Genomic DNA, 12,956 nt, shown 5'->3' on the forward strand with positions numbered 1-12,956 from the left:
TATCCGCTTTTTCGGTCAAAATTCATTCTGTTAGCGTAGCCCATTCTGACTCACTTCGACTACGCCCTTTGACTACGCCCTTCGACTACGCCCTTTGACTACGCCCTTCGACTACGCCCTTCGGCTACGCTCAGGACAAGCTCAGTGACCACCTGACTCCTGAATTCTGTTCGATAAAAGCTCTGAGTTTGCTGTTTCCCTGTTGTTAGCCACCATCTCTCCATAAATTTAGTTCACCATAAACATTGATATCAAACGTAAATTCGATATTAATGTATTTTTTGGGATATCCTGTGGGCAAAGGTGCAAAAGGTGCAGCTCGTTGTATAGCATTGAGTGCGACTTCATCAGTTACATGAAATCCAGAGGTTTGTAGAATATTGAGATTACTAACTTCACCTGAACGGTTAATAGTGAAGTTAAGCACCGTTCGCCGATTAGATTGGCTGATTCCTGGTAGCCACTGCTGCTGAACACGTTGCTTTAGTTTATTTAAGTAAGAGGTGAGGTCTATATCTTGACTGCTGGCATCAACACCAGGAGTCCCAATGCGATCGCGGTTGGAATTAGGCACAGATGCCAGTTGATCGCTGCGATAATTCTGACTAGATACACCCACAGTACCACCCAACAAACTTGCTGCACCTGTTTTTAGAGATGACTGAGCTTGGGTCGGTGTTCGCCCACTGAATCCAACTCTCGACTGCCCTAACTTTTTAGAATTGCGGGGTACTTGTAATGTCGTAGCTCTTTCAAGTGCTGTTTTTCCCAATTGCGCTGGCTGTGATCTATTCATTGGTGCTACAGCAATCTTTTTAAAATTAGGTACTTGTGCTGTAGTTGCAGGTGTTGACACTATTTGTTTTGGCTTGAGTACTAAAGGTGTTGTCAAAGGCGCTGTTTTAAGAGGCGGAACTGGTAACGGTGTAGTCACTGGTGCGACTGCAATTTTCTTAGAATTATTTACTTGCGCTGTAGTTGTAGGTACTGGAGGTATTTGCTTAGGGTTGGGCGCTGTTTTAAGAGGCGGAACTGGTAACGGTGTAGTCACTGGTGCGACTGCAATTTTCTTAGAATTATTTACTTGCGCTGTAGTTGTAGGTACTGGAGGTATTTGCTTAGGGTTGGGCGCTGTTTTAAGAGGCGGAACTGGTAACGGTGTAGTTATTGGTGCGACTGCAATTTTTTGAGAATTAAGTACTTGTGCCGAGCTTGCAGATGTTGATGCCGTTTTTGGAGATTCTGTTTTTTGCTGCTGCCGTCCTGTCTGGAATACCTTGAGAGGAGATGAGGCTTTTAAGTCAAAAGAACGCTCGTTATCGGCTGCTGACTTCACCACAGAAACAGGTCTTTCTGGCGAAGCTTTACCACCGGCAAGAGAATTTTTGGTAGCCCGGAATGAGGTTTGAGGAGGTATGTCTGTTTTATTAGCAGGAACTTCAACGATCTCGATTGGAATTTCTTGGCTAATTTCTTGCTTCGGCTCATGGATCAAAGCTTTGTACCAATATTTGCTCCCCACTAAAAAAATAGAGTGCAATAGGATAGAAGTAGCTACACCCAAGAGCATATCGAGAGAGCGCACGCTCCGATGGCAAAGAAATTTATCAGACGAAGCCATATTATTGTTGTACTTTCTTTAATAGCAGCCTCAGCAGTCTATTTATAGGGTACAAGTTTCTGTTATTTTCTTGACGGATAGTTTTTTAGTTGCGATCGCAGCACTTCAACTATCCGCGTATCAAATAAAACTATTGTCCAGAAACTTTTAAGAGATATTATGGGTCTGGTTCTCCAAATTCTGCAAAAATCAACCAATGTTATCTTCTGCTCAAGGTATTCCCGGATTACCCGATTTGACACATCCGATTGAGCTTGTCAAATTTGGAACCCAGGCGCTCAAAGCTTCACTGTTATTAGTATTTTTAGTCGTAGCTTTAGGAGTTGCGATCGCACTGATCAGTTTTTCTCTCCGTCGCAGCCAGCCGGAACAATTTATATTCATTGGCGAGTGGGCTGTTCGTTATTCGCAACTGTTGCGAGGATTACAGCATTTAACTTTAATATTAGTTCTGTTAGTACCGGGATTTTTTCTCTGTTCAACTTTGAGCAATCGCTATCACTACTGGGAACAAACAAGGGTGGCTCAAGTAGCTGAAAGTGTTGCAGGTGAAAAACTCGAACAATCTGCCCCGCAAGTGCGCTACACTACCCAGGAGCCATACTCTTATACCACACAAGCCAATGGCAAAATAGTCAAAGTCAATGATACGCGAGAGGTTAACCGCTTCTTAACGCTGGGTGGTTCGCAAATTCAAGTCAAGCTAGACCAAAGCGTGGATGTTCCAGGTCGCAGTTCAATTTATCGCGTGGAATATACTGCTGATTATAAAGTAATTAACCAACTCAAGGATATTAATAATTTCTTTTTTGAAGCACCGCCACCTAACGGCTACACACTGCTTGCTGGCTATAAAGTAGAGGGTAACGGGACTCGGCTACAACAAACTAATCCCGGAGACTATGGCTTTCCCTTCCAGCTGCAACCAGGAGAAGAAACCACCTTTCGAGTTACCTATCAGGCTCAAGGCGGGCCTCGTTGGGTTTATAGCGCCGCAGGACAGTTGCTTTCTAATTTTCGCCTCACAGCAATTGCCAACTTTGCTCCGGCTGATTTTGCCAGTGGTGTTGTACCGAATGAGATTAAAGTTGATGGACGTAGTACTAAATTTACTTGGAAATTTGACGATAATGTTTCAGTCAAAAATCCATTTGGAGTATTTACTAACACCGACCCTATTCGTCATACTGGCATCATTCCCCGACTTTTGCTATTAGCACCGGCAATATTTTTGTGGTGGATATTGTTGTTATATTTGTCAGTGCCAATGAGTTTCAGAAATATTGCGATCGCTGCTAGTATTTTCTTTGCTTGTCTATTGACTTTGACCTATCTAGCTCGCGTGATCAATCCTCAGTTGGCTTGGACTTTAATTTCCATCATCTTACTCATTTTAACATGGGGATTGGGAGCTAGCCGCAGTGCTTCCCTGGCTGCGATCGTCGCTACTATTGCTGGAGCAGTGCTGCCGATTTTTGGATTATTAATACCCTTTAGCGGACTAACCCTTAGTTTAGCGGGTTTGCTTTCAGCAGTTTGGCTAGCAGTTCGTCACTGGTATGGCTGGTACAGTTTGCACCCAGAAGATCAAAGATTATAGACTCATAAAAATGCTAAAGATTAGATGATTCCGCTATGATTAGCAAAGTTTTAGCGTCGGGCATTTATGGATAACGATTTACTCGCTTTCTTTGCGGCTGCTGGCTTACTGATTTTATATCTCGTCTTCTCTGCATTGACTGAAATGGGGACTAAATTGCCTTGGAAGAAATAAGCTGATGGGCTAAAAAGTTTACATTTCTAAACCTCATGGGCTTGGAAAAAAAAGTAAACATCCTTTAGGCTGAGTTAATATATTTGTTGTTCGAGAGAGTGCCAAATGCGCGATCCGCAAAAGAACCATATTAAAGTCGATCCGGCAACCCTCGTTTTGATTGTATCTCAGCGATCGCTCTTGAAAGGGACATAATATAAAACCGTGTACTATTTGGGGTAATAAGACACGGTTCTATAAGAGCATTTAGTTATAATATTACAAAAATCAAAGTAGAATTTGATTTATACCAAAGTAATCGATTTACTGGGATTTGTTTCCTGGTTCATTAACTTTCTCTGTTGTGGGAAGTATTTGGCGATCGTAACTTGTCTTTTCTTGGGTCAAAGCGATCGCACTAAAGAAAATGGCACTACCTACAGCCAAGGCTACCATCGGACGCTTGAGTAGGACAAAATCTCTGAGAATCCTCGCTAAAGGTCGGCTTTGACGACGTAGCGACGAAGACATCATCAATTGTCTCCAAGTAAACGGATCGCGGACATAATGACCACTTTGGCAGACTACTAGCCTTTCCTGGCAATAGGGGCAGCAAAACAAGCCCATGCGTGTTTTTACTGGTTTAGGCGTAGCATTTCTTTGGCAAATTGGGCAAGTAACATAATGATTATCAAAAGTGTGTATATTCATTTACCTCGTCCGCCTAGTCCATTTACTCGCTCTATAACAATAGTTATATTGAATTGGGATCGATGTACGATCTGACATCAGGCATCAACCATACATACATTCTATTACTACCAAGGATGGCTCAATGGTCGCAACACGAGTATAGCTAGATTTAGGCAAAGATGACTCCTAGTTAATTTTTAGGGGTGCGTCCACCCAGCCTAAAAAACTTTGTTGTCTCTAGAAAAAATAGCGTAGCGATCGCACCCCACTAGCCGCAGCTACACCCAACTTAGGCATCGCTGACCCTTAAATAATAATTCTCTCTCATTTAACCCTTCTCCCCACAAAAATTTTGCACAATGACATTTTTAGCTAAAGCTTTGTAAGTTGAGCAAATAAAGTCTAGTTGTCCGGTTGCTAAATAATGGCTCACAATGATAAGTAACAGATAAAAATTTAAATTTTTTCTTACATTTACCCCGCCTCTCAATGACTCTCTTGCCTCCCACTCAACTGAGGAAGGTAACGGAACAACCTGCCTTTCCTACACCTTCCGCTCGTTTAGCTCAATTAATTAATCGTTTTCAACCATCCCCAGAAACAGTTGTACTGTTTTTAGCCATGCTGATTGGCGGTGGTACTGGTATGGGTGTAGTCACCTTTCACTATTTAATCCAGTTGGTTCACCAGCTGATGCTGGAAAATTTAATGGGTCAAATTGGGGTTTGGGGCGCTTGGACTTTAGCTTGCGTTCCCACCCTTGGCGGATTAATTGTTGGCTTGATGCGTTGGCGCACTCAAGACTTTGGACCTGGACTTTCATCTCTCATCGCCGCCTCTCAGGGAACAGAGACTAGGCGACCACTACGACCAGTGACAAAAATGTTGGCTGCATCTGTTTCTTTGGGGAGCGGTGCTTCTTTGGGGCCAGAGGGGCCGAGTGTCGAAATTGGCGCAAATTTTGGGATGTTGTTCTCAGAGATTCTGAATGTATCTCAAGAACGACAACGGTTGCTGTTGGGTGCTGGCGCGGCGGCTGGACTGGCTGCGGGATTTAATGCTCCCATCGCTGGAGTATTTTTTGCCCTAGAGGTGGTGATGGGAGCTACATCTTTTGCTACTTCTGCCGTCAGTGTGGTGCTGCTAGCGGCGGTGGTAGCAGCATTAATTGCCCAAATTGGTTTGGGGACCCAACCTGCTTTTGATTTACCTGTTTACCAAGTTCGCAGTCCCTTAGAATTACCTCTTTATCTTGGTTTGGGTTTAGGGGCCAGCTTAGTTTCTCTGGCTTATACTCAATCAATTCATTTAGCAAAAGCTTGCTTTGCTGGGAAGGTTCCAGGTTTTGCTTTTTTGGGACGAATTCCCGAACCGATTCATCCAATTATTGGCGGTGTAATCATTGGCGCTGTTGCTTTGCACTTCCCGCAAATTTTGGGTGTCGGTTATGAAACTGTAGAAGCAATGCTTCAAGATGTGGAGTTTCCACTTTACTTGTTGGTGGTGTTGTTGGTGGTGAAGCTATTGATGACTGCAATTAGTGCAGGTAGTGGTTTTATCGGTGGTTTGTTTGCACCAGCAATGTTTTTAGGTGCTTCTTTTGGATCGGCTTACGCCAAAATGTTAGCTGTAGCATTCCCGACAATTTGCGATCAAATGGCGGCTCCTCCAGCTTACGCAATGGTGGGAATGGCAGCAGTGCTGGCGGCTAGTGTGAGAGCGCCGTTAACTGCTATTTTAATGCTGTTTGAATTAACCCGCGACTATCGGATTGTTTTACCGTTGATGGCAGCTGTGGGTTTGAGTGTTTGGCTAGTAGAAAGGATTAAACCAACTTTTAACTCTAACTCTAATCTACAACAGATTGGTCTTTCGGAATTAAAAGATGAACAAGCGGAAATTGTGCAGCAAATTTTGGTAGAAGATGCCATGTACCCCTGTCCCAAAAAGTTATCTGCAACTCTTGGGGTATTAGATGCGGCTGTAGAAATGACCCGCGATCGCGTCCTTAGTGCTTTAGTAGTTGATGAAGCAGAGCAATTAGTTGGTATACTTTCTCTAGAAGATATTAACCGTGCCCTTGCTATTTGGCAAACATACCCAAATTCCCTAACTGAAATTCCCGATAATTTATCCAGTCAAACTCTCATAGACATTTGCACTACTGAAATTCTCTATGCATGGCAAGATGAACTTTTATCTGAAGCTTTAGACCGAATGAGTCTTCGAGGTTTACATCAATTACCTGTGGTAGCACGAGACAAACCCGATCGCATTTTAGGTTTATTAGAAAAAGAGCAAATTGCATTAACCTGTAATTTAGCAGTCACGCGCAAGGCACTTCGCCATTATTTACCAATCTTACCCACTACAGATATAGTCATTAGTCATTAGTCATTGGTCATTGGTCATTAGTCATTGGTCATTGGTCATTGGTCATTGGTCATTATTTTTCACAAACGACAAATGACACTTGACTAATGACTGTTTATAGTCATTGTTTTTCACAAAGGACAAAGGACAAAGGACAAAGGACAAATGACAAATGACAACGGAGAATTGACTAATGACAATTTATTAAGCTGTGGCTTCTATGGCTTCATCACCTTCACGATCTTCTGGATCTACCTGTCTCAGACGAATGTGCTTTTTGCCTAAAGTGATGATAAACTCATCGCCTGGTTCAAGATTCATCTGTTTTGTATAAGCTGAACCTATAAGTAAGTTGCCATTCGATTGGACGCTAATTCTATAGCTAGCACTACGTCCACCACGCCCATTAGCACTGGGGGTACTGTCTAACTGAATGCCTTCAGCATCAATTAGGGCATTTAAGAACTTCATCATATTGACGCGCTCTATACCATTTTTGGTAATGGTATAGTAGCCGCACTTCTTAGCTTTGTCTTCTTTGCTCTCACTCTCTAGCTCTTTGACTCTTTTGAGCAGTTCTTCGCCGAGTAGGGGTTCAATTTTTTTCTGTTTAGGCATCAACTTAGGTCGAAAATGAATGTTTGAAGTGTTTGAATCGATTTTATTTTAGCTGAGGTTGAGCTAACAGGAACATAATCCTTTAGTTTTTATCTCAACCTAGCCAAGTATATTACACTCAGATGCACAATTGTTATGCCATTACCAATATTGCCAAGACAATCTATTTTAGAAACTGCTGGCAATGCTGATAACTATATATATAATTTGTGAATTACTGCTAGACTATATAAGTTTTAAGTTTTCTAAACTAACGCTCAAGAGGTTGTCTATTTCTTAAGGATGAGAACTGAGTCTCAGAATGATAAGCAAAACTGATCCTTAGTCATTGGTTATTTAGAAATGACAAACTAAGAAGTCTAAGGGTCAGAAGCCATCCATCAGAATTTTTTTAAGGGAGATGCAGTGCCAACGAAGACAAAAGACAAACAACAAAACTTGCGAAAATGAAATTAACTACCAGAGGACACTATAGTGTAAAGGCGTTGCTAGATTTAAGTTTACAGCCAAGATATGGGCCTGTATCTGTGAGAGCGATCGCTAAACGCCAAGATATCCCAGCTCCTTACCTCGAAAAACTGCTAATAGAAATGCGTCGTGCATCAATAGTTAAATCAATTCGTGGTAGCATTGGCGGATATCAACTGGCAAGAGAACCTGCACAAATATCTATAGGACAAATTTTAGAAGCTGTTGGCGAGACCAGCCATTTACCTCATCACACTCCAGCACCTACACAAGCTGAAGATTGGGTAACGTTTAGCCTCTGGCAGAGACTCAACCAAAAGGTCAAAGAAGCTTTATACAGTATTACTCTGGCAGACCTTTATTACGATGCTAGGAGCCGGCAAGCTTCCCTTGGTGAAGAAGCTAGTTTTGTGGTTTAGTCAATCAATTTTGGATTTTGGATTTTGGATTTTGGATTGACCCCAACCACGTTAGCGTGGCGGGACAAAGTATGGTAGTAGGCTGCTCATGATTAAATTTATGATTTTGGATTTGTTTCGCTCATTAGAGGCGACACATATAGCTTGCTTTTTTGCAGTAGTACCAAGAAAACCTAAAATTGGCACAGTCAATCTAAAATTTAAAATCTAAAATTGGTTGACTTATGACTAATAATATCTATATATTAATAATTTCAGCATTTTTAGATTACTTAATTGGCGATCCTTGGGATTGGCCTCATCCAGTGCAAGTTATGGGGTGGGTAATTTCTCGTCTGACGAAATTTTTTCTCCACTTCTGTCAAAGTTCTCTAACCCAACGCCTAGCTGGAATTATACTAGGCATTATCTTAATAATTGGTAGCGGTCTTATTGGCTTTTTGATGATTCAAATTGCCAGATGGATTCATCCACTCTTAGGAATTGCCATAAATAGCATTCTTTTGGCTAGTTGTTTTGCTGGCAAAAGTTTGCGAGTAGCAGCCGAGGCTGTTTTACAACCTTTAACCGTCGGAGATTTGGAGAAGGCTCGGAAAATTTTAAGTAATTACGTTGGTCGAGATACTCAAAACCTCTCACAAGCAGAAATTTCCCGAGCCGTTTTAGAAACGGTTGCAGAAAATGCCACCGATGGAGTAATGGCTCCACTTTTTTATGCAATTGTTGGTGTTTTTATACCAGTTGTGGGGCCAACTCCCTTGGCTTTAGCATATAAAGCCAGCAGTACCCTTGATTCAATGGTGGGCTATCGGGAAGCACCCTATACTTATTTAGGATGGTTCTGTGCGCGGTTAGAAGATTATTTGACTTGGCTACCTTGTCGGTTAACAGTCGTGACTCTGGCGCTGCTATCGGGCAAACCGATGCATATTTGGCAAATTTGTCGTCGGGATGCAATTAACGATCCTAGTCCCAATTCTGGTTGGAGTGAGTGCGCTTATGCTGCTTTTTTGGGTGTACAGATGGGAGGTACAAATTGGTATCGGGGGGTAGCTAAGTACAAACCACTGCTAGGAGATGCTATTTATGCCATTAGTGCAACTTCTATTCAGAATGCTTTACAGCTGACTCGATATTGTTTTTTGCTATGGTTAGGGATAGCGATCGCAATATTCTTAATTCTCCCCAATAAAATGTAAAGTTAGGAGTTAGGAGTTAGAAGTTAGAAGTTAGAAGTTAAGAATAAAAACTCATCACTCCTAACTCATCACTCATCACTCATCACTCTTAACTCACTATGTCTGTCAAAGTAGTTGAAATTCTCTCATCCGAAGAAATCCGTCGTACCTTGACTCGCCTTGCTTCTCAAATTATCGAAAGGACTCGTGATTTGTCTCAATTGGTGCTTCTTGGTATTTATACCAGGGGTGCGTTATTAGCCGAATTATTGGCGCGTCAGATTGAGATGCTCGAAGGTGTAGCAGTCTCAGTCGGCGCTTTGGATATTACATTTTATCGAGATGACCTTGACAAAATTGGATTGCGGACTCCAACTAAAAGCGAAATTCCTTTTGACCTTACCGGGAAAACGGTTGTACTTGTGGATGATGTGATTTTCAAGGGACGGACGATTCGCGCTGCTTTGAACGCAGTCAACGAATATGGTAGACCAGAAGTGATTCGTTTAGCTGTGTTAGTAGACAGAGGCCATCGAGAATTACCAATTCATCCAGATTTTATTGGCAAGAAGTTGCCTACAGCTAAAGAAGAAATTGTCAAAGTTTACTTACAAAATTATGATGGACGAGATGCAGTAGAGTTGATTGCAGATTAGGCTATGGAGGCAGGGGGCAGGGGGCAGGAAGCAGAAACTTTTTGTGTCTGATATCAATTCCCTGTGAGAAGTCTATAAGACTCTCGTTAAAAAATAAAGATTATTTGGGTGTCTTGTCAGAAAACTACAACTCGTAATGAGAAAATAAGACATTACAACCAAGCGATCGCCATTTGATTGTAACAAGCCTGTTAATCAGACCCAATTTTTTTGAATTTAAAGGAAACAAAAGCATTAGGGGAAATGACTTAGAAGATTAGTCCCTCAAAATACTCCTGAAAGCCAGTCCTTGTTTAATAAGGTTTGTGTAGAATTTGGTGGTGAGTTGATTTAGTTGATTCTCAATTGCAGCAATCCAGGTTTCATTTATGAGTCAGTCTTTTTCTCAAAACCAAGCAAGACGAAATCGCCAACCGAGATTCTGGCAGCAAAAATGGAGTTTAAAGACTAAAGCAATAGTTTGGGCACTAAGTCTCAGTGTCCTTCCTGTAGTTGCAATGGGAACAGCTACTTATTTTAGTGTTAATTTTATTACTAAGCAAATTCCCCAGGTCAGACAAGAGAATGGAACAAGTTCAACAGAAACTGAACTTGCTCTACAAAGAGAATTGTCACTATTGTTAACTGGTATGGGAGTGACAGCAATTTTAGCAGGTGCGATCGCTGTTTTTGTGACAAATCGAGTCATGAGTCGAGTCACCAACGCTGCGGCAATTTCTAATAATATCAAAAAGAAGCTACGTCCAGACAGTGAGTTTACTCAAGTCTTCATCGCTAACCAAGATGAATTAGTGATGTTAGAGAGAAACATCACCTTATTTACAGACCTGCTTTCGGTTTTGGTAGAAGAGAAAGAAGCCGAAGCTGATTACTCCCAACTATTAATAAAAATTACCCGTTGGGTTCGAGAATCATTCAATCAAGAAGATGTTCTCAAAACTACCTCAGAAGAAATTCGTAAAGCTTTAAATATCGATCGCGTCACCATCTTTTGCTTCAATTCCAACTCTAATGGAACCTTTATCACCGAATCAGTAGCACCTGGTTTACCAAAAATATTAGGGGTTACAGTCTCTGACCCTGGATTTGAAGCAGGGTATATAGAAAAATATCAGAATGGTCGCATCCATGCTATTGATAATATCTATCAAGCCGATCTCAGTGATGCTGATATTGAGTTGTTGGAGCAATTTGCTGTCAAATCTAATTTAGTCGCACCGATTCTTAAAGGCAAAGAGCTATTCGGTTTATTGATTGCACATCAATGTTCTAGACTTCGCTTTTGGCAACAATCTGAGATTGATTTGTTCGCTCAGGTAGCCATGCAAGTAGGATTTGCCCTTGACTACGCCAAACTTCTACAACAAGTAGATACCAAGGCAGATAAAGCTCAAGCATTTATCGAAATTACCCGCAGCATTCGCCAATCTCTGAACGAAGAGGATGTCCTCAAAACGACGGTGGAAGAAGTTCGTAAAATACTGAGTACTGACCGAGTACTGGTTTATAGCTTTTACCCTAATTGGTCTGGAATTATAATTGCTGAATCAGTGGTTCCAGGTTATCCCAAAGTTTTACGGTCTGAAATTCAAGACATCTGTTTCGGTCAGGGTTATGTAGAAAAGTATCAGTCTGGTCGCGTTGTAGCCACAAACAACATTTACCAATCTGGTTTGGCTGATTGTCATATTAACTTGCTCGAATCCTTTGCTGTAAAAGCAAATTTGGTCGCTCCCATTCTCAAAGATGAACAATTATTTGGCTTATTAATTGCCCATCAATGCTCTAGACCTCGTGATTGGCAACAATCTGAGATTGATTTATTTGCTCAGATAGCGATACAAGTCGGATTTGCTCTCGACCATGCTAGACTCCTGCAACGAATCGAGGCTGAAGGCGTGCAAAGTCAGTTGTTAGCAGATACTATCGGCATTATTCGCCAATCACTCAACGAAGAGGATGTCCTCAAAACCACTGTGGAAGAGATTCGCAAAGCTCTAAGTACTGACCGAGTGATGGTTTATAGCTTTAATGCTAATTGGTCTGGAACAGTGATTGCTGAATCAGTTGTTCTCACCTACCCAAAAGTTTTACGAGCTGAAATCCAAGACCCATGTTTTGGTCAAGGCTATGTAGAACAGTATCGGTCTGGTCGCGTTCTGGCAATCAACAACATTTATGAAGCTGGTTTAGCTGATTGTCACATTCACCTGCTTGAATCTTTTGCTGTCAAAGCAAATTTGGTCGCCCCCATTATTAAAGATGAACAGCTATTTGGCTTGTTAATTGCCCATCAATGCTCTAGACCTCGTGATTGGCAACAAGCTGAGATTGATTTATTTGGCCAGATGGCGATGCAAGTCGGATTTGCTCTCGACCATGCAAGACTTCTGCAACGAATCGAAGCTGAAAGAATGCGGAGTCAGTTACTAGTAGATATTATCCGCAGCATTCGCCAATCCCTCAAAGAAGAGGATGTCATTAAAACAACTGTGGAAGAGGTTCGTAAAGCTTTGAGTACTGACCGAGTGCTGGTTTATAGCTTTTACGCTAATTGGTTCGGAATTATCATTGCTGAATCAGTGGTTCCAGGTTATCCGAAAGTTTTGCGGTCTAAAATTCATGACCCTTGTTTCACTCAAGGCTATGTAGAAAAGTACCAGTCTGGTCGCGTTGTCGCAATCAACAATATTTATGAGTCTAGTTTGGCTGATTGTCACATTAATCTGCTCGAATCTTTTGGTGTGAAAGCAAATTTAGTAGCACCAATTATTAAAGATGAGCAGCTATTTGGCTTGTTAATTGCACATCAGTGTGCTGAACCTCGTGATTGGCAACAATCTGAGATTGATTTATTTGCCCAGATAGCCATGCAAGTAGGATTTACTCTCGATCATGCTAGACTCCTGCAAGCGTATCAAGCTGCTGAAGCTAAGTAGGTGGGCATAAATATTTGTCGTTGGGATCACATTTCCTCCATTGTCTGAATCACAGATTGATACGGATTACTAGATTACACGGATGATTAAATCAGTGAACAGTCAATAGTTATAAGTTATCACGGTTTTAGTCGGGGATTTGAGAGAGACTGAAACATACCACTTGTTAGAAGTGGGGGACTCTGAATCCCAATTGACTTACAATTTTTAACTGAGAACTGTTGAAATGACGTAGATA

General features: G+C 41.6%; 9 protein-coding genes. 6 read left to right on the top strand and 3 right to left on the bottom strand.

The window, feature by feature from the left end; genetic code table 11:
- Positions 1-205 precede the first annotated feature (205 nt).
- Positions 206-1,621 carry an energy transducer TonB gene (locus tag HWQ37_RS25530; protein WP_292752588.1) on the bottom strand — a complete coding sequence of 472 codons (1,416 nt, stop codon included), beginning with the start codon at positions 1,619-1,621 and terminating at the stop codon, positions 206-208.
- A gap of 196 nt (positions 1,622-1,817) precedes the next feature.
- Here HWQ37_RS25530 and HWQ37_RS25535 point away from each other — a divergent pair, with 196 nt between their 5' ends.
- Positions 1,818-3,221 carry a hypothetical protein gene (locus tag HWQ37_RS25535; RefSeq protein WP_292752591.1) on the top strand — a complete coding sequence of 468 codons (1,404 nt, stop codon included), beginning with the start codon at positions 1,818-1,820 and terminating at the stop codon, positions 3,219-3,221.
- 477 nt (positions 3,222-3,698) lie between these two features.
- Here HWQ37_RS25535 and HWQ37_RS25540 read toward each other — a convergent pair whose 3' ends face one another.
- The gene (locus tag HWQ37_RS25540; protein ID WP_292752594.1) at positions 3,699-4,085 is read right to left on the bottom strand and encodes a hypothetical protein; all 387 of its coding nucleotides are present in this window, start codon (positions 4,083-4,085) and stop codon (positions 3,699-3,701) included.
- Positions 4,086-4,556: 471 nt separating this feature from the next.
- Between HWQ37_RS25540 and HWQ37_RS25545 the strand changes: the two genes are divergently transcribed.
- Complete coding sequence (locus HWQ37_RS25545; protein ID WP_292752597.1) at positions 4,557-6,461, top strand: chloride channel protein; 1,905 nt, start codon at positions 4,557-4,559, stop codon at positions 6,459-6,461.
- 183 nt (positions 6,462-6,644) lie between these two features.
- On the opposite strand, the gene HWQ37_RS25550 is transcribed toward HWQ37_RS25545, so the two are convergent.
- Positions 6,645-7,058 (bottom strand): AbrB family transcriptional regulator, encoded by a 414-nt coding sequence (locus HWQ37_RS25550; RefSeq protein WP_292752600.1) that lies wholly within the window; start codon positions 7,056-7,058, stop codon positions 6,645-6,647.
- 446 nt (positions 7,059-7,504) lie between these two features.
- On the opposite strand from HWQ37_RS25550, the gene HWQ37_RS25555 reads away from it, so the two are divergent.
- From HWQ37_RS25555 to HWQ37_RS25570, 4 genes are all read left to right on the top strand, one after another.
- Positions 7,505-7,945 (top strand): Rrf2 family transcriptional regulator, encoded by a 441-nt coding sequence (locus tag HWQ37_RS25555; RefSeq protein WP_292752603.1) that lies wholly within the window; start codon positions 7,505-7,507, stop codon positions 7,943-7,945.
- A gap of 224 nt (positions 7,946-8,169) precedes the next feature.
- Entirely contained in the window at positions 8,170-9,144 is a 975-nt protein-coding gene (gene cbiB, locus HWQ37_RS25560) for an adenosylcobinamide-phosphate synthase CbiB (protein WP_292752606.1), read from the top strand.
- Positions 9,145-9,242: 98 nt separating this feature from the next.
- The gene (pyrR, locus tag HWQ37_RS25565; protein ID WP_292752609.1) at positions 9,243-9,779 is read left to right on the top strand and encodes a bifunctional pyr operon transcriptional regulator/uracil phosphoribosyltransferase PyrR; all 537 of its coding nucleotides are present in this window, start codon (positions 9,243-9,245) and stop codon (positions 9,777-9,779) included.
- Positions 9,780-10,147: 368 nt separating this feature from the next.
- Positions 10,148-12,718, top strand: coding sequence for a GAF domain-containing protein (locus HWQ37_RS25570; protein WP_292752612.1), 2,571 nt, complete (start codon positions 10,148-10,150; stop codon positions 12,716-12,718).
- The last annotated feature ends 238 nt before the right edge of the window (positions 12,719-12,956 follow it).

This window comes from Nostoc sp. NMS4, assembly GCF_017115095.1.
GTDB lineage: Bacteria > Cyanobacteriota > Cyanobacteriia > Cyanobacteriales > Nostocaceae > Nostoc.

Bases quoted from the DNA above. Each gene is read 5' to 3' on its own strand.
- HWQ37_RS25535 (WP_292752591.1), top strand. From the start codon at position 1,818: ATGTTATCTTCTGCTCAAGGTATTCCCGGATTACCCGATTTGACACAT.
- HWQ37_RS25530 (WP_292752588.1), bottom strand. From the start codon at position 1,621: ATGGCTTCGTCTGATAAATTTCTTTGCCATCGGAGCGTGCGCTCTCTC.
- cbiB (WP_292752606.1), top strand. From the start codon at position 8,170: ATGACTAATAATATCTATATATTAATAATTTCAGCATTTTTAGATTAC.
- HWQ37_RS25545 (WP_292752597.1), top strand. From the start codon at position 4,557: ATGACTCTCTTGCCTCCCACTCAACTGAGGAAGGTAACGGAACAACCT.
- HWQ37_RS25550 (WP_292752600.1), bottom strand. From the start codon at position 7,058: ATGCCTAAACAGAAAAAAATTGAACCCCTACTCGGCGAAGAACTGCTC.
- HWQ37_RS25570 (WP_292752612.1), top strand. From the start codon at position 10,148: ATGAGTCAGTCTTTTTCTCAAAACCAAGCAAGACGAAATCGCCAACCG.
- pyrR (WP_292752609.1), top strand. From the start codon at position 9,243: ATGTCTGTCAAAGTAGTTGAAATTCTCTCATCCGAAGAAATCCGTCGT.
- HWQ37_RS25540 (WP_292752594.1), bottom strand. From the start codon at position 4,085: ATGAATATACACACTTTTGATAATCATTATGTTACTTGCCCAATTTGC.
- HWQ37_RS25555 (WP_292752603.1), top strand. From the start codon at position 7,505: ATGAAATTAACTACCAGAGGACACTATAGTGTAAAGGCGTTGCTAGAT.